Source organism: Bradyrhizobium sp. CB82 (genome assembly GCF_029714405.1).
In the GTDB taxonomy this organism is placed as follows: Bacteria; Pseudomonadota; Alphaproteobacteria; order Rhizobiales; family Xanthobacteraceae; genus Bradyrhizobium.
The window spans coordinates 4688212-4714464 of sequence record NZ_CP121650.1; the positions used below are offsets into that span (position 1 = coordinate 4688212).

General features: G+C 60.0%; 34 protein-coding genes, 1 tRNA gene and 1 pseudogene. 26 read left to right on the top strand and 10 right to left on the bottom strand.

Features of this window, described 5'->3' with window-relative positions:
• Positions 1 to 6 precede the first annotated feature (6 nt).
• A complete protein-coding gene (locus tag QA640_RS22730; protein WP_283035191.1) occupies positions 7 to 522 on the top strand; it encodes an MOSC domain-containing protein in 516 nt (171 codons plus the stop codon).
• Positions 519 to 737: a hypothetical protein gene (locus tag QA640_RS22735; RefSeq protein WP_283035192.1), complete on the top strand. Its 219-nt coding sequence runs from the start codon at positions 519 to 521 to the stop codon at positions 735 to 737. The genes QA640_RS22730 and QA640_RS22735 overlap by 4 nt, the downstream gene beginning before the upstream one ends.
• A 282-nt stretch (positions 738 to 1019) precedes the next feature.
• Here QA640_RS22735 and QA640_RS22740 read toward each other — a convergent pair whose 3' ends face one another.
• Complete coding sequence (locus QA640_RS22740) at positions 1020 to 1226, bottom strand: hypothetical protein (RefSeq protein WP_283035193.1); 207 nt, start codon at positions 1224 to 1226, stop codon at positions 1020 to 1022.
• A 240-nt stretch (positions 1227 to 1466) separates the two neighbouring features.
• Here QA640_RS22740 and QA640_RS22745 point away from each other — a divergent pair, with 240 nt between their 5' ends.
• Positions 1467 to 1982 carry a hypothetical protein gene (locus QA640_RS22745; protein ID WP_283035194.1) on the top strand — a complete coding sequence of 172 codons (516 nt, stop codon included), beginning with the start codon at positions 1467 to 1469 and terminating at the stop codon, positions 1980 to 1982.
• A gap of 184 nt (positions 1983 to 2166) precedes the next feature.
• On the opposite strand, the gene QA640_RS22750 is transcribed toward QA640_RS22745, so the two are convergent.
• Positions 2167 to 2233: transfer RNA gene (locus tag QA640_RS22750), tRNA-Arg, on the bottom strand.
• A 93-nt stretch (positions 2234 to 2326) separates the two neighbouring features.
• Between QA640_RS22750 and QA640_RS22755 the strand changes: the two genes are divergently transcribed.
• From QA640_RS22755 to QA640_RS22795, 9 genes are all read left to right on the top strand, one after another.
• Positions 2327 to 3583, top strand: a complete 1257-nt coding sequence (locus QA640_RS22755; protein WP_283035195.1) for a tyrosine-type recombinase/integrase — start codon at positions 2327 to 2329, stop codon at positions 3581 to 3583.
• A gap of 203 nt (positions 3584 to 3786) precedes the next feature.
• Positions 3787 to 3978 (top strand): DNA-binding protein, encoded by a 192-nt coding sequence (locus tag QA640_RS22760; protein WP_283035197.1) that lies wholly within the window; start codon positions 3787 to 3789, stop codon positions 3976 to 3978.
• Between the two features lie 83 nt (positions 3979 to 4061).
• A complete protein-coding gene (locus QA640_RS22765) occupies positions 4062 to 4244 on the top strand; it encodes a hypothetical protein (protein ID WP_283035198.1) in 183 nt (60 codons plus the stop codon).
• A 1-nt stretch (position 4245) separates the two neighbouring features.
• Positions 4246 to 5151: a tail fiber protein gene (locus tag QA640_RS22770; protein WP_283035199.1), complete on the top strand. Its 906-nt coding sequence runs from the start codon at positions 4246 to 4248 to the stop codon at positions 5149 to 5151.
• 2 nt (positions 5152 to 5153) lie between these two features.
• On the top strand, positions 5154 to 5327 hold the full coding sequence (locus QA640_RS22775) for a hypothetical protein (RefSeq protein ID WP_283035200.1): 174 nt from the start codon (positions 5154 to 5156) through the stop codon (positions 5325 to 5327).
• Between the two features lies 1 nt (position 5328).
• On the top strand, positions 5329 to 6099 hold the full coding sequence (locus QA640_RS22780) for a hypothetical protein (RefSeq protein WP_283035201.1): 771 nt from the start codon (positions 5329 to 5331) through the stop codon (positions 6097 to 6099).
• Between the two features lie 148 nt (positions 6100 to 6247).
• The gene (locus QA640_RS48365; protein WP_349253636.1) at positions 6248 to 6955 is read left to right on the top strand and encodes a glycine-rich domain-containing protein; all 708 of its coding nucleotides are present in this window, start codon (positions 6248 to 6250) and stop codon (positions 6953 to 6955) included.
• A gap of 96 nt (positions 6956 to 7051) precedes the next feature.
• Positions 7052 to 9544 carry a hypothetical protein gene (locus tag QA640_RS22790; protein WP_283035203.1) on the top strand — a complete coding sequence of 831 codons (2493 nt, stop codon included), beginning with the start codon at positions 7052 to 7054 and terminating at the stop codon, positions 9542 to 9544.
• 205 nt (positions 9545 to 9749) lie between these two features.
• The gene (locus QA640_RS22795; RefSeq protein WP_283035204.1) at positions 9750 to 10211 is read left to right on the top strand and encodes a hypothetical protein; all 462 of its coding nucleotides are present in this window, start codon (positions 9750 to 9752) and stop codon (positions 10209 to 10211) included.
• A gap of 6 nt (positions 10212 to 10217) precedes the next feature.
• Here QA640_RS22795 and QA640_RS22800 read toward each other — a convergent pair whose 3' ends face one another.
• Entirely contained in the window at positions 10218 to 10343 is a 126-nt protein-coding gene (locus QA640_RS22800) for a hypothetical protein (protein WP_283035205.1), read from the bottom strand.
• 671 nt (positions 10344 to 11014) lie between these two features.
• Positions 11015 to 11353: a hypothetical protein gene (locus QA640_RS22805; protein ID WP_283035206.1), complete on the bottom strand. Its 339-nt coding sequence runs from the start codon at positions 11351 to 11353 to the stop codon at positions 11015 to 11017.
• Between the two features lie 35 nt (positions 11354 to 11388).
• Here QA640_RS22805 and QA640_RS22810 point away from each other — a divergent pair, with 35 nt between their 5' ends.
• The 8 genes from QA640_RS22810 (at position 11389) to QA640_RS22845 (ending at position 18093) form a co-directional block, all read left to right on the top strand.
• On the top strand, positions 11389 to 11877 hold the full coding sequence (locus QA640_RS22810; RefSeq protein ID WP_283035207.1) for a hypothetical protein: 489 nt from the start codon (positions 11389 to 11391) through the stop codon (positions 11875 to 11877).
• On the top strand, positions 11874 to 14243 hold the full coding sequence (locus QA640_RS22815) for a phage/plasmid primase, P4 family (RefSeq protein ID WP_283035208.1): 2370 nt from the start codon (positions 11874 to 11876) through the stop codon (positions 14241 to 14243). Before QA640_RS22810 ends, QA640_RS22815 begins: the two co-directional genes overlap by 4 nt.
• Before the next feature lie 170 nt (positions 14244 to 14413).
• A complete protein-coding gene (locus tag QA640_RS22820; RefSeq protein ID WP_283035209.1) occupies positions 14414 to 15019 on the top strand; it encodes a hypothetical protein in 606 nt (201 codons plus the stop codon).
• Complete coding sequence (locus QA640_RS22825; RefSeq protein ID WP_283035210.1) at positions 15006 to 15173, top strand: hypothetical protein; 168 nt, start codon at positions 15006 to 15008, stop codon at positions 15171 to 15173. Before QA640_RS22820 ends, QA640_RS22825 begins: the two co-directional genes overlap by 14 nt.
• Before the next feature lie 364 nt (positions 15174 to 15537).
• A complete protein-coding gene (locus tag QA640_RS22830; protein WP_283035211.1) occupies positions 15538 to 15735 on the top strand; it encodes a hypothetical protein in 198 nt (65 codons plus the stop codon).
• 235 nt (positions 15736 to 15970) lie between these two features.
• On the top strand, positions 15971 to 16327 hold the full coding sequence (locus QA640_RS22835) for a hypothetical protein (protein WP_283035212.1): 357 nt from the start codon (positions 15971 to 15973) through the stop codon (positions 16325 to 16327).
• 3 nt (positions 16328 to 16330) lie between these two features.
• Entirely contained in the window at positions 16331 to 17083 is a 753-nt protein-coding gene (locus tag QA640_RS22840) for a hypothetical protein (RefSeq protein WP_283035213.1), read from the top strand.
• 2 nt (positions 17084 to 17085) lie between these two features.
• Positions 17086 to 18093 carry a glycoside hydrolase family 99-like domain-containing protein gene (locus tag QA640_RS22845; protein ID WP_283035214.1) on the top strand — a complete coding sequence of 336 codons (1008 nt, stop codon included), beginning with the start codon at positions 17086 to 17088 and terminating at the stop codon, positions 18091 to 18093.
• A 159-nt stretch (positions 18094 to 18252) separates the two neighbouring features.
• On the opposite strand, the gene QA640_RS22850 is transcribed toward QA640_RS22845, so the two are convergent.
• From QA640_RS22850 to QA640_RS22860, 3 genes are read right to left on the bottom strand one after another with little or no spacing between them, the layout of a single operon-like run.
• The gene (locus tag QA640_RS22850; protein ID WP_283035215.1) at positions 18253 to 18747 is read right to left on the bottom strand and encodes a hypothetical protein; all 495 of its coding nucleotides are present in this window, start codon (positions 18745 to 18747) and stop codon (positions 18253 to 18255) included.
• Positions 18744 to 18983 (bottom strand): hypothetical protein, encoded by a 240-nt coding sequence (locus tag QA640_RS22855; RefSeq protein ID WP_283035216.1) that lies wholly within the window; start codon positions 18981 to 18983, stop codon positions 18744 to 18746. The genes QA640_RS22850 and QA640_RS22855 overlap by 4 nt, the downstream gene beginning before the upstream one ends.
• Positions 18980 to 19282: a hypothetical protein gene (locus QA640_RS22860; RefSeq protein ID WP_283035217.1), complete on the bottom strand. Its 303-nt coding sequence runs from the start codon at positions 19280 to 19282 to the stop codon at positions 18980 to 18982. The genes QA640_RS22855 and QA640_RS22860 overlap by 4 nt, the downstream gene beginning before the upstream one ends.
• A 150-nt stretch (positions 19283 to 19432) precedes the next feature.
• Between QA640_RS22860 and QA640_RS22865 the strand changes: the two genes are divergently transcribed.
• Complete coding sequence (locus QA640_RS22865) at positions 19433 to 19801, top strand: excisionase (protein WP_283035218.1); 369 nt, start codon at positions 19433 to 19435, stop codon at positions 19799 to 19801.
• A complete protein-coding gene (locus QA640_RS22870; protein ID WP_283035219.1) occupies positions 19798 to 20259 on the top strand; it encodes a hypothetical protein in 462 nt (153 codons plus the stop codon). The genes QA640_RS22865 and QA640_RS22870 overlap by 4 nt, the downstream gene beginning before the upstream one ends.
• Before the next feature lie 315 nt (positions 20260 to 20574).
• Here QA640_RS22870 and QA640_RS22875 read toward each other — a convergent pair whose 3' ends face one another.
• Positions 20575 to 20850, bottom strand: a complete 276-nt coding sequence (locus QA640_RS22875; protein ID WP_283035220.1) for a hypothetical protein — start codon at positions 20848 to 20850, stop codon at positions 20575 to 20577.
• A 144-nt stretch (positions 20851 to 20994) separates the two neighbouring features.
• On the opposite strand from QA640_RS22875, the gene QA640_RS22880 reads away from it, so the two are divergent.
• A complete protein-coding gene (locus QA640_RS22880; protein ID WP_283035221.1) occupies positions 20995 to 21270 on the top strand; it encodes a transcriptional regulator in 276 nt (91 codons plus the stop codon).
• Positions 21271 to 21479: 209 nt separating this feature from the next.
• Here the strand turns inward: QA640_RS22880 and QA640_RS22885 are convergent, their stop codons facing one another.
• Entirely contained in the window at positions 21480 to 21800 is a 321-nt protein-coding gene (locus QA640_RS22885) for a hypothetical protein (protein ID WP_283035222.1), read from the bottom strand.
• A gap of 255 nt (positions 21801 to 22055) precedes the next feature.
• Between QA640_RS22885 and QA640_RS22890 the strand changes: the two genes are divergently transcribed.
• Positions 22056 to 22523: a hypothetical protein gene (locus QA640_RS22890; protein WP_283035223.1), complete on the top strand. Its 468-nt coding sequence runs from the start codon at positions 22056 to 22058 to the stop codon at positions 22521 to 22523.
• A 675-nt stretch (positions 22524 to 23198) separates the two neighbouring features.
• Here QA640_RS22890 and QA640_RS22895 read toward each other — a convergent pair.
• Positions 23199 to 23621: a hypothetical protein gene (locus QA640_RS22895; protein WP_283035224.1), complete on the bottom strand. Its 423-nt coding sequence runs from the start codon at positions 23619 to 23621 to the stop codon at positions 23199 to 23201.
• A gap of 467 nt (positions 23622 to 24088) precedes the next feature.
• Here QA640_RS22895 and QA640_RS22900 point away from each other — a divergent pair.
• Positions 24089 to 25880: pseudogene (locus QA640_RS22900) on the top strand (IS1634 family transposase).
• Between the two features lie 16 nt (positions 25881 to 25896).
• A complete protein-coding gene (locus QA640_RS22905) occupies positions 25897 to 26172 on the top strand; it encodes a hypothetical protein (protein WP_283035225.1) in 276 nt (91 codons plus the stop codon).
• Positions 26173 to 26253 lie beyond the last annotated feature (81 nt).

The following is a 26253-nucleotide window of genomic DNA, read 5'->3' on the forward strand; positions in this document are numbered from 1 at the left end:
AATTGCGTGCCGGATAAGTTCGCCGACAGGCTGGTGCAGCCCCGTGCCCAAATCGGATGGGACGGCGTAGTGCGCTTCCTTCACATCACGCCTCGCAGCTTTCTGCCGATGCGAGCGATGCCGACGCTCACGTTGATCGCGGGCAAGGGCATTGATGGCGATCGCTACATGATCGGGGAAGGGTTTTATTCGCACCTGCGCGCGGAGGATGCGCAGCTCACGTTGTTCGAGGTCGAGGCGCTGGTCGCAATCAAGCGCGACTCCGGCATCGAACTCAGCCCAGAGGAGCACCGGCGCAATGTTACGGTCGAAGGCATGCCGCTGAACCACCTGGTCGGCTGCCAATTCTGGCTCGGCGAGACCTTGCTGCAAGGAACCCGGCTCGTGCCTCCGTGTCGCCATATCGAGAAGGTCACCGGCAAGAGGATCGCCAAACACCTGATCAATCGCGGCGGGCTATACTGCAAGATCTTGCAGGGCGGCATTGTCAGGATCGGCGATGCCGCGCGGAACGCGTCATGAGCGCCGAGCCGAATCCTGATCGTCGTCACCGACAACATCGAGGCCCGCCGGCCATTCGGCGCGCCTTTTCTGTTTTCCAGATCACGTTCGCGTATATTTCCTTACCAAGACCGCACCAGAGCCTTACCAACGCGCGCACCGCCGAGCTGTGCGCGGCGCGGATCGGTCACCGGGACGGCGACGCCCCGGCGCGGCGCAAAATGTTCCCCTATTGAATGCGCGGATTGAAACGCGCACCGCCGTCGTTGGTTGGAGGGTAATCGAAACGGGTCTCGGAGATCCCCATGACCGATGACGATATGCTCGTCCTGGCCGGATTGGCCGGCTTCGCCTGGTGGACATACGTCTTTCTGCCTCTGGTCTATTTCTATAGCTGAGGACGGGTTGTTTGGTGGAGGTTGTGCCGCTCTGGAGTCTTTTCAACGCTCCGTGCGCATCGCCGCCCCCTGCTGATTGCGCCGGCATCACGCGAGGCCCGCCGGCGGTCATCAGGGCTCTTACTTGCCCTTGCTCTTTAACTTGCCCTCGTCCTCAATCGCACGATCAATTGCCTCGATCGCCTGCTGAACTTCGATGATGCCCTTGATGGCGTCCTCGGTCTTTCCGCGCTGGTAGTCACCCGCGATGGCCTTCGCCCAATTGCGGCGCATCTCGACGAGAGCCCTACGCGCTCCTCTCACGTCCAGGAGGTGTTCATCAGCCATGTGTCGAAGTCCTTTTAGGTGGCAAGGCCCGTGGGATTGGCGGGCCTTGTTCACATTATCGAGAGAGGTCCTCTCCATCGTCTCCCCAATAACATCAATCCAAATTTCCTCAAGGGATCAACAAAACCGTGCACCAAATAGGTGCATAATTTCAATGACTTAGAGGAACGGCTGCGCTTGCTTCGCCACAGTAAGCCAATCCATATTCCTTCGAACGCACAGCGCAATTTCAAAAAGGCGATGCGCCACTTCGTCAAGCACTGCATCGGTCTCGGATTGATGTCGGTAGATCCGCTCGCCTCGCCGATCATGACGGACAAGCCGAAATCGAAAGGCTTCCACGCCTGGACCGACGATGAGGTCGACGTCTACCGCAAGCGTCATGTCGCCGGCACCAAGGCACGGCTGGCTCTGGAGGTGCTCCTACAAACCGGCCATGCCCGCAGCGATGTCATCCGCATGGGCGACCAGCGCGTCAAGAATGGACGTCTCACCATGGCCCGGCAGAAGACCGGCACCGAGTTTTCTATCCCGCTGTTGCCTGAACTTGTCGCCGAGTTCGCGCTGCACCGGCGCGGTGGCGCCGTGGCGTCAATGGTGTGGCTGACGACAGAGCGAGGCACACCGTTTGGGTCCGCAGCATCGTTCGGGATTTGGTTTGGCGATCGCTGCCGTGAGGCAGGAGTCCCAGGTCGCGCCCGGGCTGCGCAAGGCCAGCGCAATCAGGCAGGCGCTACATGGCGCAACACCGTATGAATTGATGGCGTGGCACGGATGGAAAACTATCAACGAGGCACAAGAATACGTCGGCCAGGCCAATAGGATGAAGCTGGCGGACAACGCCGCGGCCAGGCTCATTTCAGGAACAAGGATTGTCTCAGCGGCCGACCGAGCCAAATCGCCGAAAAACATGAGTGATATCAACGGCGGTCTGAAGATGTGGCGATCCCGGCAGGACTCGAACCTGCAACCCGCGGAGTAGAAATCCGCTATCATTCATTGAAATCATTAGGTAATTCTGCTTCATGTTGCGCCCTTGTTGCGCCTCCTGTTAATTCCCGTATATTCCCGCGCATTCCCAAGTGGGCAGGGGCGGCGTGATGTCGATCAGGAAGCGGACCTGGAAAACGGAATCGGGTGAGGAACGCTTCGCGTATATTGTCCAATATTCGACGGCCGAAAAGGACGCCCGCGGCAAGCGCCGGCGCCACATCAAGACATTCGATCGCAAAAAGGACGCCGAGGACTTTCAGGCGCAAGTGCGTGTCGACCTGAAGAAGGGTACGCACACGCCCGCCAGCAAAAGCATCACCGTGGAAGCGGCCGGCGAACTCTGGATAGACGGTTGCGGCGATCTGGAACGCTCGACGGTCGATCAGTACCGGCAACACCTCGATTACCACATTAACCCGTACCTGGGTGGCCTGAAGCTCTCCGCGTTGACTGTCGCCATCGCGCGGGATTGGCAAGACAAGCTCCGAAACGGCGCCCCAGCGCCGGGACACGGCGCAGCGGAGCCGCGTTCGGCCGCCATGGTCAAGAAAGTCACGACGTCCCTGAGCAGCCTCCTGTCGGACGCAATGGAACGTGGGAAGGTGGGGCATAACGTCGTTCGAAGCATGACGGCCAATCGCCGCAGGAAGCGCAAAGTGGAGCGCCGGCAAAAGCGCAAGCTCGTTATCGGTCGCGACATCCCCGAGCCGGGCGAGATCGATGCGCTCTTGCTGCACACGACTAGCGACCGTTGGCGCGCATTCTTTTTGACGGCAGTTCGATGCGGCTTGCGTGCAAGTGAGCTGCGCGGTTTGCATTGGCAGGATATCGATTTCAAGAAAAGCGAGCTACACGTTCGCCAACGTGCTGACAGGTACAATGCGATCGGCAATCCGAAATCCGCTGACAGCCAACGCGTTGTGCCAATTCCGCCTAAGACGCTTGTCGCACTCCGTGAGTGGAAAGCTCAATGTCCGAAGCTCGACGGCCGGCAGCATTTCGTGTTTCCGAATGGATCTGGAAACGTTGAAACTCACTCGAACATCATCGAGCGCGGTCTGATCCCGGCATGGGAAGCTGCCGGGGTAACGGTGCCCGTGCTTGATGCCGATGGAAAGCCGACGCATGACAAGGATGGCAGGGCGATCGTGAAGGCCAAATATACAGGCGCGCACAGTCTGCGGCACCACTTCGCGAGCTGGTGCCTCGCTCGTCCGCCGATCGGACTCGGGTTGAATCTCAAGGAGCTTTCCGAGCGGATTGGACACGCGTCCATCCAAATCACGATCGACACTTACGCGCATCTCATTCCGCGCGCCGATCACGCAGAAGAGCTTGCAGCAGCCGAAGGGAAATTTGGGTAATTTAACTAACCTCTAAGGATTTGCGCGTAGGGTGGAGTTGGACGCGCCGATTTTGAAGATTTGGCGAGATTTTGCACTGAAGCACCCTGAGCAGCGAGTGCGCGTCCTGAACCCCCGATTTTCATCGCGGGCAGGGCATCTCGTCATTCCATTCCAGCATGGCTGATAGAATCCTTGCTCGCATAGCGTGACAAGGATCTCGCATGTCTGCCCAAAACGACACCGCCGCGCCGAACATTATATGGGGCGCGAAAGCGATCAGCCAGGTTATCCGTCGTCCGGAAAAAAGCACCTTCAACGCGCTCGAAGCCGGCAAAATCCCAGGCGCTAAGAAAATCGGCGGCCGATGGGGATTGAATCCAAGCGTATTTTTCGCCGCATTCGAAGCCGCCTGAGCCGCCCACGGCGGATCCCCGAATTCGAAAGGTCTTTTGATATGACGAGTGCAACCGACGTTACGCCGGATGACACGTATGCCATGGAATCCAAAATTAGGGCCGCCAATATCGAGACGCTCGAGCGCGCAGGCTTTGCGCCTCCGATCGCGGCAGTGATTACCGATGCCCAACCCGGTCTGGTGATACCGACCGAAGCTGCGAAAGAACTTTTCGCGGCATGCACCCAAATGTCGGCCGAACCTCTAACTCAGGCGGTGCACTGATATGCCCTCTTCAAACGGCGTCTATACCCTCCCGCCCGGATATTTGGCCGTCACTGGCCAGGTGATTCAGGCGAGCCAGCACAATCCGCCGCTCGAGGATATCGCGCAGGCGCTGACGAATCGGCTGTCCCGCGACGGCACCGCGCCGATGACCGGGCCGGTAAAGGCTGCGGACGGTGCCGTTGGTGCCCCTTCGCTCACGTTCAATAATGCGCAGAGCACCGGCTTTTATAAGACGGCTGGCGGCAACATTGGCGTCGCGGTCGGCGGCGTGGAAACCGTCGAATTTGGACCTGGCGGGATCGTGACGGGTGCGCGGTTTTTGGGCGAGTTGATTTCCTATACCGGCATTACGGCACCAGCGTTGACCGTGTTTCCTTATGGTCAGACTTTGAGCCGGACGACATATGCGGCGCTATGGGCGTTTGCGCAAACCCAAATCACCGCGGGGAACACATTCTACAACAATGGCGACGGCTCGACGACTTTCGGCATAGGAGATCTCCGCGGTCGCACCCTCGCTGGCAAAGACGATATGGGCGGATCGTCAGCGTTTCGACTCACGACCGCAAATTTCGGAAGCAATCCAGACGTGCTTGGCAACAGCGGCGGTAGCGAAACTGTAACACTCAGTCTGGCTCAGTTACCGACCGGAATTACGTCGAACGGGACAATCACAGCCGTTGCGCCCAATAGCAGTAATTTTGTGACCGGGGCTGGAACGGAGGTCATCAGCTTCGGTGGCGGTGCCGCGAACAAAACCATCGTCACTTCCAATACTGTTGCAGCCAACAGTTCTAGCGCCAGTGGCACCGCTTCTGTCACGTCAAACAACACTGGCGGCGGTGCGCATAACAACGTGCAGCCGACCATGGTTGTGAACTATCTCCTTTTTGCGGGGGCCTGATAATGGCGACGTTTCATCCGACTGACCCGAGCGGCGCGCATGCAGACGACGACACGTATCAATTTGTCGATGAGCTAGGTCGCGCCATCGTCAACGAGCATCAGCGCCAACTCGCTGGCGCGGCAGTCGATCCGGATGGGCCGACTGTAGATCACGAAATCCAGAGGGTTCAGTAACATGACTGTTAAGCGCCCCAAAGACTTACCCGCAGCGACCAGCGTTGCCGTGGGAGACATTATCCTGATCGACGGCGCGACTGGCGCGCGTGCTCTCGCGGCAACGGCGGTGGCGAAGGTCGCAGTGGGCAAGACGGCTGCTATCAACAACTCACTGACGCTTGTCGGCACAGATGGCACCACGCAGACATTCCCATCCACCAGCGCCACGATCGCACGTACCGATGCCGGACAAACGTTCACTGGTACGAACGCGTTCGGCGTGCTGACTGCAACATCCATCAACGGACTCACGATCACGACCAGTACCGGGACGCTAACGCTGGCCAACGGCAAAACGGCTGCTATCAACAATTCGCTCACGTTTGCGGGCACGGATGGCAGCACACTCAATGTCGGCTCGGGCGGTACGCTCACCGGCAGCAGCAGTGCGGGCGTGTTCTTCGACAATTTGCCACAAAATTCGAAAAGTGCAGCGTACACTACCGTGCTTGCCGATGCGCAAAAGCACATCCTGCATCCGTCTGCAGACACCACGGCTCGCACCTTCACCATCGATAGCAATGCCAACGTGCCGTATCCGATCGGCACGACCATGACGTTTGTCAATCAGAACGCGGCTGGTGTTCTCACGATCGCGATCACCTCGGACACGCTGAGATTTGCGGGCACTGGTGCCACTGGTTCGCGCACCCTGGCTGCGAACGGTATCGCTACGGCACTCAAGGTGACAGCGACGGAGTGGATTATTTCGGGCGTCGGATTGTCATGAGCACTGCGGCTATCAACGGATTATTGGCCTCGATATCTGCGGTGCGCACCTTTAGCTATCTCGTGGTGGCGGGCGGCGGCGGTGGCGCGTCGGCGGGCGGCGGTGGCGGCGGCGCGGGGGTATCCTGACAGGTGCTGCTAATGCATCCGTGGGAATATCGTTTTCAGTCACCGTCGGTGCTGGGGGCAACGGTGGCGCTGGAGGTGCCAACAATTCCGGCACACAGGGTGGGAATTCGGTTCTGGCCGCTACTTCCACCGTTACAGCGATCGGTGGCGGCGGTGGCGGCGGTCCTGGGTTGGCAGCGCAAAGTGGTGGAAGCGGCGGCGGCGCCGGCCGCGCAGCATCCCCAAGTACGGGCGGCGCGTCCACGGCCGGCCAAGGAAATGCCGGCGGCAACGATGGAAGCGCAAACTCGGCTGGCGGCGGCGGTGGCGGTGCGAACACGGCGGGGGCCAATTCAACAACCACAAACGGCGGCAATGGCGGTGCCGGGATATCATCTTCCATCACCGGGAGCGCAGTGAACTATGGTGGCGGTGGTGGCGGCGGCATCCGCACCGCGACCGGCGGTACAACGGCTGGTACGGGTGGGAGCGGTGGCGGCGGCGCTGGAAGCACAACGTCGGCGGCTGGTACGGCTGGTACGGCGAATACTGGCGGTGGCGGCGGTGCGGGAGCCCTGACGAGCAGCGACACCGTCTCTTCGGCTGGTGGCCCTGGCGGTTCGGGAATTGTCGTGATCGCGTATCCGAACACGCTTCCGGCGGCGGCGATTACCGGAGGGGGCGTTCAGACCAATGTCGGCGGCAATTTTATTTATACGTTCACGTCCAACGGAACGATCACGTTTTGACGCGTTTTCGCGACCGTGGATGTAGCGGCGCGAATTCTCCCGGCCTTGGTGGTGTCAGTCCATCGGAGTCGGGAGTTTTAGAATCGGAGAACTGAGATGGCGACATTCGAACTCACTGCGCCGGACGGTGGCGTCTACCACGTTGATGCACCGAATGAGCACGCCGCAATCGCAGCGCTGAAGCAGGTGACTGCGCCCAAGAGCACTGTCCTAAATATCGATGGGCGCAAAGTAACAGTCGACGACAATTTCCTGAAGTTGTCGCGGGACCAACAAAACGACACGGTGGATGAGATCGCCAAATCGCTGCCCCCCAAGGCACAGCAGCGCGTCACAGATCCCGCATTGCTGGCTCAACTCAACGCCCCCGACTATTCCAAGATGTCGGATGCGGACTTGATGAAAGTGGTGCGGCCCGCTGTCGGCAACAAGGTGACAGACCCGGCCTTGCTCGCCCAACTCAACGGCGCTCCCATTCACATCGGCGCGCCGGACGGTTCGATTGTTGAATTTCCGGCGGGCACCTCGGATGACGTGATCAATAGGGAGATGAAGAAGGCATACGACGCAGGTACATTCGGTAAGTCCCCGTCCGTACCCGCTGCGCCGACCGCTACTGCAGCGCCGTCCGGAGGCGGCTTCTCAGATACGATTCATTCGATCCGCGAGGCGATCCATGCGCCGACGCGCGCCCTGGAAAACGGCGCGTTCCTCGGACTCGGCGACCGGGCTCGAGCGCTCATAGACACGGCTCTAAGCGCTGGCGGGTATGGCGAGCATCTGAAAAACGAACAAGGCGAAACTGAAGCTTTCCAGAAAGCACATCCAATTGCCGCGCCTGTCCTTGAAGCCGCAGGCGGCGTGATCGCCCCGGCCGCCGTGGTCGGTGCCGCGGCCAAGGGTGCAACGCTCGGCACCAAGACGCTTCTCGGCGCGGGCGCGGGCGGCGGCATAGGCGCGGTTCAAGGCGCGTTCGGTTCGAAGGATTGGACCGATCCCATACAAGTCGCCAAGGATGCCGGAGTCGGCGCTGTGGTGGGTGGAATGGTTGGTGGGACCATCCCTACGGTAGGCAAGGTCGTCGGTGCCGCGTATGAGAAGGCGGCCAATCTGTTCCGCGGCAAGGTCGACGGCATGTCTCGTGCGGCCAGCAATCATCTCGTTAAAGCGGTGGAAGCCGACACGCCAGCCGCCGTTCAAGCGCGTCTCGCGGAGCTTGGTCCGGATACCATGCTCGTCGACGCAGGACCGGCACTGCTCGGCAAGGGGCAAGGTGCTTCGCTCAACAGCGATGAAGGCCGCTCGGTGATGCAAACCGCGCTGACCGCGCGTGACAAAGGTACGAACGCTCGCATTCAGAACGATGTCAATGCGGCTTTGGGACCGTATCAGGGCGGCGACCCGCAGACTGTCCGCGACGCTATCGTGGCGCACCGAACCGCCGTGGATAACGTCAATTATCCCGCCGCCCTGGACAATGCTCCGCCCGTCCAGACGGCGCATATCCTGACGGATTTGGACTATCTCATTCCCCGGTCGGTCGGTAACGAGCATCGCGCGTTGACCAATCTGCGCGACATGATGATGACAACGGAGCGTCGACCGCTGCTCGACGCCGCTGGCATTCAGCAGTACGACCGTCTCGGCAATCCGCGTTTCCACGAAGTGCCGGTTTCGCAGAATGATGCCGAAGTCTTGCACAAGGTTAAGCAGGAACTTGATAACGTCATTGAGTATGATCAGCCGGGGCTCGGCGTGCCGGCCGGCGCATTGTCACGACAGCAAGCCGCACTCAAGCGGATGCGTTTCCGCGTGAACGAAGCGCTCGAGCAGCAAGTGCCCGGCTATGCGAACGCCAATGCCGTCTCTGCGGCGTTGGCGCAGCGCGCGGAAGCGGTGAAAAACGGAACGCAGTATCTTGGCAACGGCAAGACCACGCCGTCTCCGGGGCGTTTCGCGGCTGAATTCGACCCACTATCGCAGGGCGAAAAGATCGCATTTGCAAAGGGGAGCCGTGGCGAAGTCGAGCGCATCCTTGGCACCAAAGCCAACGACTTGCAGGCACTCCGAGGCGAACTGCAGGGTGAAGGCGGCTGGAATACCGCGAAGCTGGCCACTGTTCACGGCCAGGATGCGGCCGACGAGCTGGTCAACACCGTCAATCGCAACCTGAAATTCCGCGACACTTACAACAAGATAGTCGAGAATTCGCAGACGGCGCAGCGCAACGCGGCGGCGAAGGCGATGAAGCCGGATCCTTCGACCGAAACGCCGTTGGTTAATCCGAACATGAGCTTGACCGGGTTGCTCGCCACGGGGGCGAAAAAGGGCCTCAGCACCGTGGTCAACGCCATGCTGCACAATGACCCCACGCGCAGCTATGGCGAACTGGCCCGCGCCTTGACAGAGCAAGGTGCAGCACGCGATGCGCGCGTAGCAGCGGTTGTTGACGCCTTGACTGCGCGTCAGGGGAACGCTGCAGCTGGACCTATGATTGGGAATTCCGCCGCTGTGGTGGCAGCACTTCTTGGGAATGGCGCTGTTGAGCGGCTTCGTATCGATCGTATACAAAGGCCGCACTCACCATGATAGCGATCGTCACGACTCCGAAGACCATGAAGGACCAAAAGTCCGTGCCCCTCGAGAGCAGCCCGAGCAGCCAGGTTAGGCCGTATACGAAGGCGAGCATGACCAAACTGCAGATGATGTTTCTGAGGCTCATGACGCGCTCCACGGGGCACCTCTACTGCGCCAAGTTTTAGTTAGCAATTCGTTATTAGAGGGAAGTTTATGAATGTCCAGAGTTGACACTAAATCGGCCGAACACGGCGCTAAGTTAGTGCCGGCCGCGAAAGCCCCCGACTCTCCCTCCAAGCCGGGCTTTACCGCCGAGCCGGCACCGAATCGTTTTACCGCAGAAGCCAAGGACGCTTGGGCTTCCGCTCCCGAGACACTGCGCTCCGAAGTACTGCGACTGGAAAGGGAATTAAGAGCGGGCATCGAGAAGTATCGGGCCGCTGCGGCGCGCGATGAAGCTACCATTCTTGAGCTGCGCAACGAGATTGCCGAGCTGAAACGTGAAAAGCAAGAGACGGACTACACGACCGAGATCGTCATGAAATTCGCGGCGGATCATCCTCGTTTAGAGGAGTTGTCCGAGGATATCGTGTTCTTTCTTGATAGTGGCCGTGCTGAGGATCTTGCAGAGGCGTACGAGCTTGCGGAACGGCTTAACCCCGCGGCGCGGCCGAACTGACCATGATCAATACCGCGGCGTGCGCGTTCCGGTCGTACCCGTGTAGGGATTGTAATTGCCGCGGGCGCCGTAATTGTCCCGCTGCGTACCGTTCGGATTGGTTGAGACGTACGGGGCAAACGTAGGTGCCATTGCTCCTCGTGTAGCCAGACGTCGTATGGGTGCTCGGGTTTGATCCGATACCGTAAGATTGCGCTTGGGCGGTGGTTGCGGCTAGCATCAGAACCGCAGCGAAAAATAAGACCTTCATTATACCCTCAATGGTTTTGTAAAGCGCTATTGGTGGCCTCTCGCACTGGTTGTGTCGATGGCTCCCGAGCGAAGCGGCCGGTGCGCCGGACAATGAAAGAGCCAGAACCGTACGTTGTGTACAGGAAATTGCAGGCAAAGCGAGCGACGCTACACGCGATGGGCGAATTGCTCGTCAATGCGACGCTGACTCGTTTTTCAGATTCGTGCAAACTCCAAGCGGCATAACCGCGGCGAACCGTGCCTATTCCGGTAATTTGCGGCGGTTGACTCTTCATTAGCGAAGATTGCGGTACTATCCGGGCGAATGGATTAGTTTCGTTCGCGACGGATGCATCAGAGGCTTGTTCGCGACGGGCCTCTCAAAGCGACGAAACTGATCTTGCCGCTCAAACCGGCGCAGAACGATGAGCGAGGTAACCTCGCTCGAAGGCCAGCCCTTCCGCTCAGACCGGCAACGGGCACTTACCCCCAAATCTATCCGAGTTTCGGCAGCGCATGGGTCATCCCTATGCGCGCCATCACTAGAAGGTTTTGCTTTCATGCTTGATGCGTCACTGGAATTGATCCATTTCCCGGCCATTCGCCGTGCGATCGGGTTTGAGTCCAACAAATCGCTTCACAGGGCGTGCGTCACGTTTGGCATCCCCGTCGTAGTGTTGAACCGCAAGACGAAGGCTTTGCGGAAGTCGGATCTTGCGCTGCTGATTGAACGCGCGACTAGTAGCGCGGCCCTGGAAGGGCGGATTGCCAATCTGCCGCAGGTCGCTGCCTAAACGCCAAAAGAAAACGCCCGATCGTTTGCGGCGACCGAGCGTGTATTTCTGAATTGGTGTGGCAATCATTTCGTAATGCATGCTTCGAACTTTGTCAATGTGAACGATCAGGTCCAATCGCTGCACCCGCGGCAATAGGAGCCTGATTAAAAATGCCTAAACAAATTGGATGGTGCTCGCGTCGACAGGGCGCGCCTCATTCTCCGGTCTTTCTAATGGCTGATGGCAGCCGCCGCGCGGGCGAATTCCTGCAACGTCCCGAGCGTCCTCATTATCCAACGCTGACACGTGAGTTGCAGAGATTGCCGCTCATGGAGATATGGATTGATGCGGCCCTACACGCCCGCTCCTGGTCCGATCGAGCCGTCGCATTCGACCAGCACATCCGCGAACTACTCGCCTCCGATAACACGCCCTGCGATTCGATGCGAGCGGCGGCGGGATTGTTAACCGTTGCCGCCGAACACCTCTGCGAGCGAGAGTTAATCACGCTCGACGCCGCGCAACTCTACCGTCTCACGCTTCACCATCAATGGCGAACCGCCGGGGAAAACTTCATTCGGTACCACGGCGTCACGAAGGTGCGCACCTGGCTGAAATTGCACCCGGGCTTCGCTCAGCTCTCGGGGGTGTCGGCATGAGCGAGTTCGAGAAATTTTTCCCCTTCGCGATCGAGCACGGCTTCGCGCTCTTTCCGGTGAATGCTGGCACCAAACGACCGGCGGGACCTTGGCGGCATAACGGAACCTCGACGGACCCGGCACAGTGGCGCGCGTGGATCGATGAGGGCTTTATGCTCGGGGTCAGTGCATGCGCTTCTGGTGTGATCTTGATCGACGTCGACGTTTCCATCGGGCGCGATGCCGCGTGGCAATGCTTCGTCGATTGGTGCAAGTCGCTCGGCTTTGAGCTCCCGGCGCCATATTGCCACACGCGCTCGGGGGGCTGGCATTTCGCTTTCCGCGTTCCCGAGGGATTCAATCCGGAGGCAAATCGCGGCCTTATCTCAATTCCGGTGTCTCATTTCCGCTCACTTGGCGAAGGCGAGAAAGACGCCGAAGTGATCTCGGTGCGAAATCGCGGCTACTGCATCGCCCCCGGCTCGTCGTTTGATGACCAGCCTTACATCCTTGCCCGGGACGCTTCGGCGCCCTCCGAATGCCCGGCAGCCATTCTAGATATGCTGCGCTTGCCGGAGGTCGAAGTGACCACGCGCGGGACAGCTGGAGAAAGCGAAGTTGCGGACGTTTCCGCCCTGGTCGCATTCCTGGACAATCACGGCGAATTCGACACCGAGCCGGAATGGTTCGCGGCTCTCGGCGCGGTCAAGCTGGCCTGTGGTGATACGCCAGAAGCGCTGGAAGTTGCGCGGCAGATGACGAACGACGAAGCGACGGAAGATGCGCTGATGTCGCGATGGACCCGACTTGCGGCCGTCGACACTCGAGGAAACCTTTGCCGCATCGGCTCACTGATCCATCGATACCGGGAAATCACGGGGAAGCATTTTCCGGTGCGCAAATCCACTAAGGTGATGTTTTCTGACGTTGTGAAGCAGCTGGCGGCATCGCCTTCGATCGTCCCGGGCGTGGCGCCTCCGTTGCCCTACGGCTTGTCTGGCGCGGAATCTGGGAACGGTTCGGTCATGCCGCGCGGCAGTTCACTCATGGGACCACGTGGCGAGGTCATCCCGATCGACGCCGATGAAAGCCTAGCGCTTGAATTTGCGTCTGAGCACGTCGGCGACCTGCGACACTGCGAAGAAATGGGCAAGTGGCTGCGATGGGACGGCACCCGATGGAAGATGGATAAAACGTCGAGCGCTTATTATCTGGTCCGCGAGCACCTTCGCCGCGTTGGCAGCGGCATGCATTTTCAGGATGCACGCAAGGTGCTGTCCGCAAAAACCGTCGCGGCCGTTGAACGCATGGCCAAGACGGATCCGCGCATTGCCACCGAAGCTGCCGTGTGGGACGCCGATGCGTGGTTGCTCAACACCCCCGGTGGTGTTGTCGATTTGCGCACATGCGTCATTCGCGAAGCGCGGTCGGGCGACCACATGACCAAGATTACCGCCGTTGCGCCCGGCGGCGATTGCCCGACATGGAAAGCGTTCCTGCACAAATCTCTCGGCGGCGACGCCGAACTAATCGCCTTCGTTCAACGCATGCTTGGCTATTCGTTGACCGGTGTCACGCGCGAACACGCCTTGTTCTTCCTCTACGGGCCGGGCGGCAATGGAAAGGGCGTGCTGCTCAACACGATATCCGCCATTCTCGGCGACTATTCTAAAACCGCGCCGATGGAGACGTTCACGGCCAGCGATCACAAGGACCACCCGACCGACCTGGCCGGATTGCGTGGTGCGCGCTTTGTGATGGCCAGTGAGACAGAGAAGGGCCGGCGATGGGCCGAAGCACGAATAAAAAGCATGACCGGCGGCGACCCGATATCGGCACGGTTCATGCGGCAGGACTTCTTCGAATACGTCCCGCAGTTCAAATTGGTCATTGCCGGAAACCACAAACCCGGCTTGCGCTCGGTCGACGAAGCAATCCGGCGACGCATGAATATGATTCCTTTCACAGTGAAAATCCCACCTTCTGAGCGCGACGCGGCGCTGCCTGAGAAGCTTAAAGCCGAATGGGGCGGCATCCTGCAGTGGATGGTGGAAGGCTGCCTGGCGTGGCAGCGGGACGGCCTGCAGCCACCTGCGGCGGTCCGGGCGGCGACGGAGGAATATCTTAGCGGCGAGGACGCCATGGCTACGTGGCTGGACGAGCGTTGTGAGCGGACAGCGGACGGGAGAACACCGCGGGAGGAGCTGTTTATGTCGTGGTCAAGATGGGCAGATACCGCGCGCGAGTACATAGGCACGAAGAAACAGTTCTGCGATGCCATGCGCGCGAAGGAGTTCGAAGAATACAGGACCAACGAAGGCGTTCGTGGTTTCCGTGGTGTGCGCCTTCGCGGCGTGCCAGTTCCACCCGCTCCGCTGCTCGGATGACCAGCCGAGTGTCACTTGTGTCAAAATCCTACTTATCGACCGTCACGCGTATACGTCTGATAAGCAGGATTTTGACACAAGTGACACTCACCGTGAAATGCGAGTCGAACTTATCCATTTAGAAATTACATCGCGCCGCCCGGACAGCGGCATAACCTGGAGAACGCACCGTGAGTGAGAAACCCAAACCGCCGACAGTGGTGCTTGACGATCCTGAGGACCGCAGAGGCCGCTTGAAGCAGATCGGCGGGTCTCAAAGCGACCGCTGGAACAATACCCTGGCCAATCAAACGATGAGCGCCCTGTGGATCGCTCATGCCGGCCCTGGTGAGCGTGACGTGCTGTTCGGCGCGGCTGCCGCTGGGCTCGCCGGCATAGCGCCAAAGGACGAAATCGAGGGCATGCTAGCCGCGCAAATGATCGCCGCCCATGCTGCGGCAATGGAATGCTACCGGCGGGCCATGCTGCCCGAACAGCCCGTTCACGGCCGTCAGGACAACCTCAACGCCGCGAATAAACTCCAACGCAGCTTTGCCGTAACGCTCGATGCACTGAACAGGCATCGTGGTAAAGGCGCCCAATCGATCACGGTTCGACATGTTACCGTCAATGCCGACCAGGCAATTGTCGGCGACGTGACGCACAACGGGGGGCCGGGGGCTCAGACGAAACTAGAAGGACAATCCCATGCAATCACCTATGCACCCGGTCAAACGCTGTGGGGCGAAAACCCGATCGGGCCGGCCGTGCCAGTCACTGTCGATGCCAAACGGTAGGTGCAGGATGCACGGCGGTACAAACCCTGGCGCGCCGAAGGGTAACCGCAATGCATGGAAGCACGGCTGCGCCAGCGCCGAGGCGGTTGCGCTGAGGCGAGAGACTGCGGCGCTATTGAAAATGATGCGAAAGACAGCGCGGGATGTGGTGTGATCGCCATAGGCCCGCGCAAGCAGGCGCTCTTCCTTTCTACCTGGAAAATGATCCAGTTACTATCGTAGTTCGCCGCACTTTGCGATTGTTCATCGTTTGTTATCTCGGTTCGTGGCATCCTCGCCGCACCGATTGATTTTGTACGCGGGCGTGCACCCGACTCTCGATTATGACGAGCTTCGAAGCGGCGAAATCGATCCAGTGGCCTTATACGCCGCGCAGAACGACGTAGCGCTCAAACCGCACGAATACCCCGCCTAGCGCGCCCCTCAAACGGGCATCCAAGGCACTTCCCCAAAGACAAGTTTCCGGCAGCGCGCGAGCTTCAGCCGATCGCGTGCGCCAACACTTAGAGGCAATCGCCATGGCTTCGATCGAGCCGTTAATTCGATTTCCCGTTGTTCGCGCCGCATTGGGCTTTGCCACGAATGAGCCCTTGCACGCGACGCTACGGCGTTTCGGCATTCGGCCCGTCGAGCTGAATAGCCGCGTGAAAGGGCTTCGCGAGAGCGACTATACGCGATTGCTCGAGCGCGCCATGACGCAGAAGGAATGCGCGTAGTGGCGTGGCCGGTCGTTACCGTTGCGAGCGGCGGCATTCCGGTCACGGACAATACGGCGCTTGGCTGGGGTATTCCGGTTGAGGAAGCGGCAAATGGCCTCGGAACTGCAGTTACGTATGTGACGAGTGGTGGGCTCGCTGTCCTTGGGGGAGTGAGCACGCTTTGGCGGCTCATTTTCACGCGACCTGAAAACTCGCAATACATCGTCATCTTGGCCTTTTGAAAGGATAAAGCATGGTCAACCCCACGACGATCGTCGTCAAGGATGGCAACGGCGCGTCTCAAACCGTCAGCACGCTCGACACCCTCATCAACGGCACGACATTGACCGACAAGTCGGGCACGATCACTGCGGGCGGCAGTGCCCAAACCTTGATGGCGCTAAATGCCTCCAGGCGCGGGTTCTACGTGCAGAACCAGTCGACCGGTGATCTCTGGATTTCGTCACTCGGGACTGCTGCGGCCACGCAGCCAAGTCTTTGGCTCCCTCCTGGTGCATTCTACGAACCAGAGGCCGGCGGCGTGCCAACGGCTGCAATTTCAATTTTTGGCGCGACCACTGGTCAAGCCTTCGCTGCGCGGGAGTGGTAAGTGATGAGCCTTGGATACGGTCCCTATCGCCAGACATCGGCACTCATTACCGCTGCGGGCGTCTCCACTTGGACGGTCCCTGCCGGTGTCACTGTCGTGTTCGTTGATGCGATCGCTTGCGGCGGCCCTGGTGCCGGCGGCCAAACGACTTCTGGAGCGGGCGGCGGTGGTGGTGGTTGCGGTGAATACGCTATCAACCATCCGCTCGATGTGACGCCCGGCCAGGTGCTTACGATCACTATTCCCACAACGCCCTCGGGCGGCGCGATCGGCGCGGCCGGTACGGCCGCGGGTAATCTGACGATCACGGGCGCCAACGTTCCGTTCCCTCCATTGAGCAGTGGTGGTGCTGGCAATCCCGGTGCCGGTGGTACCGGCGGCACTGGCGGCGCCGGATCATCGGGACAACGGAATACCGGAAATGCGGCGGCTGGAGCCGCGGGCACGGCTGCGAGTTATTACGGTAATCGAAACGCCTCCGGCGGCGGTGGTGGCGGCAATACGTCTGGCGCTGCCGGTGCGGGCGGCGTCGGAGGTACGCTCTTCGCTTCCGGCAATGCTGGCTCTGGCACGGGCGCAGGTCCCGGCGGTGGCGGTGCTTCGAGCTGGTGGGGCAACGGTGGTGCTGGCGGTCGGGGCGATACTCCCACGGCCGGTGCTGCACCGACGTCCGGTTATGGCGGTGGAGGGGGTGGCGGCGGCTCGAACAATGTCGGTGGCGCGGGAGGCCCGGCGTTCGCACGCATTCGTTACTGACAATGCTCAATCTCGCAAATCGGATTGGTCCATCAACGCCAGCGCGGGTTTACGGCAATCCGCACGGGGTCGCGGTCGGCGCAATGCGCTGGAATGGAGTCTATGCAGAGACGACCGTGCTTACCCAAGAGAACGGATATTTGGGGCCAAACCAATACCACTTCCGAGCACCATGGTGGTCTGTTGCTGGCGACAACACGATCAGCGTCCAAGGCAACGCCACGACGATGGACGCCGAGATCAATTATGCGGTCGCCGCAAAACTGGGCTACTGGGCGTTCTTTTACTACGGCTCAGCGACTACGGGAGAATTGAACCGCGCCTTCACCTTGTTCCAGGCGTCGTCGATCAAAAATAAGATCAATTGGTGCTTAGCCTGGGCATCGTTCGGTATCTTCAACACCGACGTTGCGACAAACCTTCCATACGTCGTTTCGCTGCTCGCGCAGTCAAATTATCAGACCGTTCTTGGCGGCCGACCACTAGTCTATCTCTACGACGACGGGAATGGCACGAGTTCGGCGTCGCAAGTCACGACGTTTCGATCGGCCTGCACATCGGCTGGCCTCGGAAATCCCTATATCGTGGTGCTCCACTTTGATCCTACGAGCGCGAACGCGATCAAGGTATCAAACGGTCTCGATGCGATCAGCTCCTATTCAATCCAGTTCAACGAGAAAACTTCCTTCGACATGTTGCGCGTTGAAGTGGAGGCGTGGTGGCGACAGCAGACAGCAGTAGCGGATATGGTGCCGTGCTGCATGTCAGGTTGGCAGACTGCCCCGCGCGGAGGAACGGTCTATTACGAATATGCACTAGCGAGCCAGATCACCGAGCACCTTCAAGACGCAATCGATTTCGCTGCGTCTCAGGCTGCCTGTCCGGCCAGGGCGCTGCTTTGCTATGCATGGAATGAGCATAGCGAGGGCGGCTGGCTGTGCCCGACCTACATTGATGGAGTGTCAGCCGACGCGTCGCGCTTGAATGCTGCGGCCTTGGCGTTGGCTTAATCCATTCCTTTCAGGGCTCCAGATTGGGCCCGCGTCCACTCCCTCAGGGGGGAGTGAGACCAGCCTTTCTACCGGCCCTGACCACTCCAGGGGCGAGCTACGCTGCGGTGTCTTCCACCGAGAAGCTGATTTCGGGTTACGCTGGCGCCGCGCTCAACGTCACGCGGGCAAGTGACGATACAACGGTCGCAATTCCATTCTTCGGGAACAGCGTCTCTGCGGCAGCGATTCGCGGCGGCCCGTGGTGCGGCGGCGAGCGTCGGCGTTCATGATCTCATCGATCAGGCCGGGGGTGGTAATAGCGCAACGCAGGCGGGGCAGCTTCTCGAAACAGTAAGGGTTGGCAGCTCGATCCCGATCATTTGGCCTGGGGTACGCGGCACGTCGTTTACTGATGTGCTTGGATCGCTCTCTATGAGCAGTCGAGATTTCCCACCGAGCGAATTCTTTCTCGGGCTCTACGGACGGTGCAACAATTCCGGATGCTTTATCAAGAACTAAATCGATAGCTTTCTTGTCCCACCGGCGTGTGCCGGCGAGTGGTTTTGGCATGATGCCCTCCGCTACCCACTTTGACCAGGTGGCCGGCGTCACGCCACAGTATGCGGCGGCGTCGGCTCCGGACAAGAGACGCGGGCTGATCGAACTCGTCATTTCAATATCCGGTCCAGCGGGTTCGCCACCTTCTCCTCAGACAAATCCGAGAATGCTGCATCCAAGCGTAGCCGATCCCAAATCACCCGACCGTCGACGCGCTTCGGGCGCGGCATCCGGCCGTCGGCAACCATTTCGTCAAACTTGGTCGCGCCGACACCGATGTAGCGGGCCGCCTCATCCCGCGACATGCCGCGCGGGGCGTAGGAGAACGAGTCATGCTTGCGAGTGGTCATGGGCAATCACTCTCGAGAGCGCCAAGGCTGCTCGGCTGGTCTAGTCGTTCAATAGCGAGATGCACCTTAACCAAACGGCCGCTGATCTCTTTGAGTTCGCGGACGGCGTCTGCGCTTTCCGGATCGGCAGACGCTTGCCCTGGTCCCGCGTTTCGAACGGCACTGATAATTTCCGCCGCGGCCAACAATACGACGGCGCATGTGATCAGCAATTCGAAATAGCGGCCGTCGTACCGGAAGAACGTTGTTCCTGCACCTGCGAAGCAACCGAGACTCAACACGCTCAAGAAAAGTGCCACAGGCGTCTCCTATGACGCGAAATGTCAATATTAAGCGCGCGATGTAGAGTAGAGGGGCAAGTCCCAGCAGCCAAGGGAATTTCTGAGTGGTTGCTGAATGCGAAATGTCAACGTTAAGCAGGCCTCAGACAGATCGGCTATCTTTGATGCATGATCGATTCGATCGACTGGACAGACACGACGCCGCTGCGGCTCAAGATCGCTGCTGAACGGGCCTTTCCAGGTGGCGGCATGACTGCAAGTGGGCTCCGCAGAGAGGCCGATCGCGGCCGCCTGATCGTCGAGCGCATCGCTGGCAAAGATTACACCACGATGCAGGCGATCGCAGATATGCGAAAGCTGTGCCGTGTGTCGAAGTCGCAGCCAAGAGTCTCAGGAAGAAGCCACGGAGACGAAGCCCTGGAGGGGGCGCAAGGACGCGCCTTGGCGAAATTGGAGGCGCTTCGCAACGAAGTGGCGCAAGAAGACGCATTGGCAAGAATGATCGCCCGTCGCAACGGAATCAAGAATGCAAAATGAACGAGTCGATCGACTGGACAGACGAAACACTTCGACCGCTCGATGAACTTGCTCGCTTGGCATTCCCCCATGGCGGTGTGACGGCAGATACGCTCAAGCGACGAGCGCGACAAGGGAAGCTGGCAGTATACCGGCCCGGTAAGGCGTATTTGGCATCCTTGTCCGGCGTGCGGCTGATGATCGACAAGACTCGAGTTGTGCCGGAGCGGGCGCCCCGCCCAACACCTGCAGTACCTAATTCGTTGGGTCTAACCGAGTTGGATCTGTCGAGGCGAGCGCTCGATCATGCGCTTGAGGAGCTGGGTCGGCCGGCGAAAGAGGCGAAACGACTTCGCGACGAGGAGCGCGCCCGCGCGGCGCCTGCGTACCGGTTGGAGATGCAGGAACGGCGTAGGGAGTGCGCCCGCAATAAGTACCATCAAAAGAAAGCGGAGCGCGGGAAGGGTGCACCAAAATGACAGAGCCTCGCCTAATGACTGGCGCCGAGGCCGCAGCTTATTGTGGGCTTTGCGCTGCGACCTTCTCCGGTTGGGTAGCCGCGGGACGGTTGCCGCGTCCACTTCCAGGTACGCAGCGGTGGGATCGCAAGGCGATTGACCTGGCACTCGACAAAGCATCGGGCATCGTGGCGCCGTCCACTGTTCCCGATGAAGAGTGCCCTCTAGAAAAGTGGATGCGTGAAGATGATGCGCGCAACTCCGCCCGCCTGCTCGATCCAGATTGGATAGCCAAGGAAAAGGGCGAAAGCGGAAAGGGCGCCGTAACACGTAATGCTACGCTATCGGCAGTCCATAGGAGGTCGCACTCGCTGCGCCGCGCGCCACAGCCGCGATATCGGCATAGTCCCAGCCGAGGGCGTGCAGGGTGTCGAACAGCGCTTCCTCAACGCCGTCGACTCTGTATTCGTCGATCGCACGGCGTTCCGTCAGCGCATCGTGGCAGCCGTCCCGAAGGTCGGAGAGCGAGAAAAAGATCGCACCGGGCAGGGCGTCTGCCGTGATCTGGAAGGGGTTCAATTTCGAGGTCTTGCGGGCGGTGCGGCTGGCCATTTGGGTTGCTCTCCGGTTCGGATTCGATGATTGCCAACATAAATCATTGCCTATGATAGTCAATATAAATCATTCCCAATGATAAACATTGACAATTCGTTTTAATAGGCGTCACAGTGAAAGCATAGTGACGGAGTATCGCAGATGAAAATCACGGGGGCGCAGATCCGAGCGGCGCGGGCCTTCCTACGCTGGACAATTGCAGACTTGGCCACAGCGGCCGACGTCGGCCTGTCGACGATTCAAGAGGTGGAGAAGATTGACGGCGAGCCGCGAGTCGCGTCGACGCTCCAATGGCGGTCGGATGCGCGCGACGAGGCATTGACGAAGATACGCAGCGCACTGGAGAAGGCCGGCATTACGTTCCTACCCGAATCAGCTCAGGGAGTCGGCCTGCGGGGGAGACACAAGGGTCAGTGAGTGAAGGTTAGGATCAAACCTAATCCGCTACCCCACGCCGGTATGTGCAACTGGCGGGCTGCGATCTCGTCGCGCTGGATCGCGTTCGGCTCGGTGTGGAAGGCGCCATACTGCATCAGCGAACGATGCGCAATGAAGGCCGCCGTAGACGAAGCGATGAGGGTTTCGGGTGAGCATATCGGGGCGAGTTGCAGAACGAGCCGTCCATGTTAGAAGGCCGCTCCCAACCAATCGGAGTCATGATGGCCAAGAGGACTAAAAAGAAGATCGTGCGCCGCGAGTATACCAAGGCAGACGTCAAAGAGCTGCGCGCGCATTCGAAAGCCAAGACGCCCGTCGCCAAAATCGCAAGGCTGACGAAACGCAGCGTAGGATCTCTGCGCCAGAAGGCGCTGAAACTCGGGATCAGCCTCGGCCATCGCCGCTAGAGCGTCGCCGGATGGCTCGCGGCGCGCCAGCTCCACCCGCTCCGCTGCCTGGATGACCAGCGGAGTGTCACTTGTGTCATTTTTCTTCTTATAGACCGTCACGCGTATACGTCTGATAAGCAGGATTTTGACACAAGTGACACTCACCCGTGGAAAACGGGACACCTCTATAGGGAAACTGCGTCATGTGCGTCATGCTTGTCGTCGGCATCCGCAATCGAAATCGAACTTATTTGTCCACCGCTTTTGCGGGGCTGGGCGCAACATTTCTGCTATAGGCAGCACTACCATGGAATGAACCGGGCCCGCACGCCAGCAGCAGCCCGGATAGAGGGGAATGCAATGACACGAAATACTTTGGCGGCCACGTTGGTGAGCGTGATTATGTTCGGCTCGGCCGTGGCGCAATCGGCGATCGCCGCACCGGTGGAAAACAAATCAGTCGATATCGATTACAAGGTCGTCGACCCTAGCGACCTCTTCATTGGAACGCGAAAATACCTCGACAAGCCGATCCTGCTCCGAAGAATGCACTGCTACTACGCCGACGTTGACGACTACCGTTGCACGGCGGGCGGCGCGGTTTTCCTCGCCGCCTTCACGGCCACTGTTGAGCCGGCGGAGGCGCGCGAGTGGCTAGAGAAGAACTGCGACCAGCTGAAGGTCGCAGCCACATCGGACAAATGCCTTTTCAATACGCGGTTCGTCTATGGAGCCAAGGACGTCAATGACGATATCGTGTCGGGATTTCAGCAGCGGAAAGTGATCCATCCACCGGCCGGTGTCACCATGGTCCCAGGCAAAGCAATCAAAAGCGAGCGATAGCCCGGCACTGACGTGATCAGATTTTCCTGGCCAGCCGCGCTGCGGCTGGATCAGGCCGCGATCCATTGCGCGTTATCGGTCGACACGTTCAAAGCGATCTGCCCTGTCAAACCGGATCCCGTTCACACAGTCCAGCCGCGGGCATCGTTGGCTGCGCGCGGTTGGACGCCTGGCTCGCCTCACTCGATCCCAATGATCCTGAAACCCGGCAGCGTACGGCGCAGATTTGGGGACATGCTCGGTAAGTCGCCGCAACCGATCACGAGAAGGCGTCGTCGACGTGAGCAGAAGACCTAAAGCAACCGGCGATCGGTCCGACGAAGCGGCACCCGGGTCCGCGAAACGGTCGCGGGTAAAGCACGGCTCTATCGTCACGCTCGAACAATTACCCTTGTTTGCTGACGAACGGTCGTTGAGCGAGGCCGTTTTAGGGCATGGGAGCTACAGCCATTGGCGAGCGATCGTTCCCCTGCTCGAAAGACGCGGCTTCCCCAAAATCGACGGCCTGATGGGCGGTCGATACACCCGGGCTGTCCGCGCATTCTTTGATAGAGAGTACGGGCTTCTGCCGCGCGGAAGTCTTGTCGCGTCGGCTCCCGATGGACCGGAGAACCTCGGTGCATACGCGCGCGAGCGGGCGGCCCGGAGAAAGACGCGGACAAATTCGACGAAAACCTAATCCGCTGCGACCTCACGCCCGGCGCAGCGGGCGAAGCTGATCGCGAAGCGGGCGAGCGCCGCATCTCCATGCAGAAAGACGGCGCACAATGGGTCATTTGCGCCGCTAATCGTCACGGTTGAAATGCTATGCCGCCCATTGGCTGGGGAGCCAAAATGATTAAGACAATACGGAACGCGGCCGCGGCGGCCACTTTCGCCGCCCTTGCCGGCGGCAATTTCTTGTGCGGCTTTTTGAACGACTATCTCGCCTGCGGCCTTGCGCTGGCGGCTTCGTTCATTGCTGGACGATGTGTCGAGCGCAGATTCATCAACAGAGCCTATCGCGAGATGATCCGCCTCTACGGCGCCGAGTGGGGCTATGCCGACAGCGCCGCAGCCGAGCCCGCTGACAAAACTCACTTTCGCGGCGCTTGTCATTATCTTCGCCGTCGGATTTTTCGCGCTCGATCCGACGGGCCTAGTAGCTAGGGCGACGGAATGAAGGGAAGCGGCGGGCGGCGGCTCGCATTAGGCGGGGCCGCCGCTTCTGGAGGCGGCGACCCCTAGCCGGGAAGGCGACGTTTACGCGAGACATCGTCACCTCCGCGGCTGCCGTCAGGATGAGCGCTGCCATTCGTCGGCGACAACAAGGTTCGCTCGTTAGCCTTACCGATCAAGGTTTCCAAGTTGGCGCCGCTGCGCGCTGGCGCCGTGATCTGGTAAAATCCATCTCCCGTTAACCCGACTTCGCGGATTCGCCCGCGAAAATCGTGATTTTACGATTTTTCGGTTGGCTAAGTCGTTGATCTGCAAGAGGTGGCGTCGTCGGTCTTGGCCGAAAACGGCTGTAGTGAAGACCTACCCGATTCCCAAGGGCGTGATGGTGCACGTAGAATCGCCGCATCATGTTTCTGCGCCGCACCGAGCGAAGGAAGAACGGCAAGACGCACTGCTACTGGAACATTGTTGAGAACAAGCGTCTCGATGATGGCCGCGTGGCGCAGCGGCATGTGCTGTATCTCGGCGAGATCAACTCCTCACAGGCGGCGGCATGGCGCAAGGCGATCGAGGTGTTCGACGAGGACGCCGGACATGCGCGGACGTTGGCGCTGTTCCCGGAGGATCGATGCGAGGCGGTCGCGGGTGATGCATCGATCGTCCAGCTTCGCCTGTCCGAGATGCAGCTTCGCCGTCCGCGGCAATGGGGCGCCTGCTGGCTGGCCGGGCAGTTGTGGCAGGAGCTTCAGCTCGATCGGTTCTGGGCCGCGCGGCTGCCGCCGAGCCGCAAGAAGACCAGGTGGGATCAGATCCTGCAGGTGCTCGCGACCTATCGGTTGATTGCGCCAGGCAGCGAATGGCGGCTGCATCGCCAATGGTTCGGCAGCAGTGCAATGGCCGATCTTCTGGGCGCGGACTTCGGTCTGGCCGAAGAGCACAAGCTCTATGCCTGTCACGACCTGCTGCTTGCGCACAAGGACGCGCTGTTCTCGCATCTGGTAGGGCGCTGGCGCGACCTGTTCAACGCCGACTTCGACGTGCTGCTGTACGATCTGACCAGCACCTACTTCGAGGTCAATGCTTCGGACCTTCCGGAGGGAGCCAAGCGCCGCCACGGCTACAGCCGCGACAAGCGGCCGGATTGTCCGCAAGTCGTGATCGCGCTGGTGGTGACGCCCGACGGCCTGCCGCTGGCTTACGAGGTGCTGCCCGGCAACACCGCCGACAGCAAGACGCTGCGGATGTTCCTCGGCAAGATCGAGCAGCAATACGGCAAGGCGCGCCGGGTCTGGGTGATGGATCGCGGCGTGCCGACCGAGGCCGTGCTGGCCGCGATGCGCAACAGCGATCCGCCGGTGCAATATCTGGTGGGAACGCCGAAGGGCCGCCTGAACCGCCTGGAGAAGCACCTCGTGGACAAGCCCTGGCAGGATGCGCGCGAGGGGGTGAAGGTCAAGCTTCTGGCTGACGATGACGAGCTCTATGTCTTCGCGCAAAGCCACGATCGCGAAGGAACGGGCCATGCGCCGCCGGCAATTGAAGTGGCTCTGGAAGCGGCTGCGCCAGATCGCCGCCATGGAGCTTACGCGCGAAGAGCTCTTGATGAAGCTCGGCGGCGCGCGCTCACATGCGCCGGCGGCCTGGCGTCTGATCGACGTCGAGGTCGACAAGCAACGTCCGAGCTTTATCTTCGCGCTCAATCGCAGGAAACTACGGATCACGCGCCGGCGCGAAGGCCGCTATCTGTTGCGCACCAACCTCGCCGACAACGATCCAGCCCAGCTCTGGCAATACTACGTTCAGCTCGTCGCCGTCGAAGAAGCCTTCCGCAATCTCAAGGGCGATCTGGCGATCCGCCCGGTCTTCCATCAAGACGAGGCGCGGATCGAGGCCCACATCTTCATCGCGTTCCTGGCTTATTGCATGCAGGTCACACTGGCCCGTCGCCTTCATGCCCTGGCGCCTGGACTGACCGCACGTCGTACGCTCGAAAAGTTCGCTGCCGTCCAGATGATCGACGTTCATCTGCCGACGACCGATGGGCGCGAGATCCTGCTCACCCGCTACACCCATCCCGAACCCGAACTCCAGCTCTTGGTCGACCAGCTCAAGCTCCGCCTGCCACCGCAACCGCCGCCCAGGATCACCGCTGCCGCCGTCAACCAATCCAGCCGCCGTAGTGAAGACCTTTTAAGCTAAGCCTTTGATCTACTTGATGCAGGCCCTTCAAAAACCGGCGAATCCGCGAAGACGGGTTAAGCAGCAGTTTTTTGGTTTGAGAGGATATATGTCGCACTCGCTTGAGTTGATTGTCGACGGCTATATCAGGCTAAGAGATCGTGACGCGCTTGAAGGACTTCTGGCACATAGGCGGCAGTTGCTAAGGCAGCTCGTGAGCGTTACCGGCATCGATCCAGGACATACTATCGCTCAGGTCAACCAGGAAATCACGGTGATCGAAGCCGCGCTTGCGACGCTCGCGCCAGAATAGGCAGAGGCGGCCCCCTCAAATCAGGCATTGAAAACGGCTGACAGCAGCTTGCACATAGCCTTGCTCGCACCGATAGAACGA

What these genes read in the sequence shown, in the direction of transcription:
- QA640_RS22735 (WP_283035192.1), top strand. Translation starts at nt 519, where the DNA reads ATGAGCGCCGAGCCGAATCCTGATCGTCGTCACCGACAACATCGAGGC.
- QA640_RS22740 (WP_283035193.1), bottom strand. Translation starts at nt 1,226, where the DNA reads ATGGCTGATGAACACCTCCTGGACGTGAGAGGAGCGCGTAGGGCTCTC.
- QA640_RS22745 (WP_283035194.1), top strand. Translation starts at nt 1,467, where the DNA reads ATGCGCCACTTCGTCAAGCACTGCATCGGTCTCGGATTGATGTCGGTA.
- QA640_RS22755 (WP_283035195.1), top strand. Translation starts at nt 2,327, where the DNA reads ATGTCGATCAGGAAGCGGACCTGGAAAACGGAATCGGGTGAGGAACGC.
- QA640_RS22760 (WP_283035197.1), top strand. Translation starts at nt 3,787, where the DNA reads ATGTCTGCCCAAAACGACACCGCCGCGCCGAACATTATATGGGGCGCG.
- QA640_RS22765 (WP_283035198.1), top strand. Translation starts at nt 4,062, where the DNA reads ATGGAATCCAAAATTAGGGCCGCCAATATCGAGACGCTCGAGCGCGCA.
- QA640_RS22770 (WP_283035199.1), top strand. Translation starts at nt 4,246, where the DNA reads ATGCCCTCTTCAAACGGCGTCTATACCCTCCCGCCCGGATATTTGGCC.
- QA640_RS22775 (WP_283035200.1), top strand. Translation starts at nt 5,154, where the DNA reads ATGGCGACGTTTCATCCGACTGACCCGAGCGGCGCGCATGCAGACGAC.
- QA640_RS22780 (WP_283035201.1), top strand. Translation starts at nt 5,329, where the DNA reads ATGACTGTTAAGCGCCCCAAAGACTTACCCGCAGCGACCAGCGTTGCC.
- QA640_RS22790 (WP_283035203.1), top strand. Translation starts at nt 7,052, where the DNA reads ATGGCGACATTCGAACTCACTGCGCCGGACGGTGGCGTCTACCACGTT.
- QA640_RS22795 (WP_283035204.1), top strand. Translation starts at nt 9,750, where the DNA reads ATGTCCAGAGTTGACACTAAATCGGCCGAACACGGCGCTAAGTTAGTG.
- QA640_RS22800 (WP_283035205.1), bottom strand. Translation starts at nt 10,343, where the DNA reads ATGGCACCTACGTTTGCCCCGTACGTCTCAACCAATCCGAACGGTACG.
- QA640_RS22810 (WP_283035207.1), top strand. Translation starts at nt 11,389, where the DNA reads ATGCCTAAACAAATTGGATGGTGCTCGCGTCGACAGGGCGCGCCTCAT.
- QA640_RS22815 (WP_283035208.1), top strand. Translation starts at nt 11,874, where the DNA reads ATGAGCGAGTTCGAGAAATTTTTCCCCTTCGCGATCGAGCACGGCTTC.
- QA640_RS22825 (WP_283035210.1), top strand. Translation starts at nt 15,006, where the DNA reads ATGCCAAACGGTAGGTGCAGGATGCACGGCGGTACAAACCCTGGCGCG.
- QA640_RS22830 (WP_283035211.1), top strand. Translation starts at nt 15,538, where the DNA reads ATGGCTTCGATCGAGCCGTTAATTCGATTTCCCGTTGTTCGCGCCGCA.
- QA640_RS22835 (WP_283035212.1), top strand. Translation starts at nt 15,971, where the DNA reads ATGGTCAACCCCACGACGATCGTCGTCAAGGATGGCAACGGCGCGTCT.
- QA640_RS22840 (WP_283035213.1), top strand. Translation starts at nt 16,331, where the DNA reads ATGAGCCTTGGATACGGTCCCTATCGCCAGACATCGGCACTCATTACC.
- QA640_RS22845 (WP_283035214.1), top strand. Translation starts at nt 17,086, where the DNA reads ATGCTCAATCTCGCAAATCGGATTGGTCCATCAACGCCAGCGCGGGTT.
- QA640_RS22850 (WP_283035215.1), bottom strand. Translation starts at nt 18,747, where the DNA reads ATGACGAGTTCGATCAGCCCGCGTCTCTTGTCCGGAGCCGACGCCGCC.
- QA640_RS22855 (WP_283035216.1), bottom strand. Translation starts at nt 18,983, where the DNA reads ATGACCACTCGCAAGCATGACTCGTTCTCCTACGCCCCGCGCGGCATG.
- QA640_RS22865 (WP_283035218.1), top strand. Translation starts at nt 19,433, where the DNA reads ATGATCGATTCGATCGACTGGACAGACACGACGCCGCTGCGGCTCAAG.
- QA640_RS22870 (WP_283035219.1), top strand. Translation starts at nt 19,798, where the DNA reads ATGAACGAGTCGATCGACTGGACAGACGAAACACTTCGACCGCTCGAT.
- QA640_RS22875 (WP_283035220.1), bottom strand. Translation starts at nt 20,850, where the DNA reads ATGGCCAGCCGCACCGCCCGCAAGACCTCGAAATTGAACCCCTTCCAG.
- QA640_RS22880 (WP_283035221.1), top strand. Translation starts at nt 20,995, where the DNA reads ATGAAAATCACGGGGGCGCAGATCCGAGCGGCGCGGGCCTTCCTACGC.
- QA640_RS22895 (WP_283035224.1), bottom strand. Translation starts at nt 23,621, where the DNA reads ATGACAAGCGCCGCGAAAGTGAGTTTTGTCAGCGGGCTCGGCTGCGGC.
- QA640_RS22905 (WP_283035225.1), top strand. Translation starts at nt 25,897, where the DNA reads ATGCAGGCCCTTCAAAAACCGGCGAATCCGCGAAGACGGGTTAAGCAG.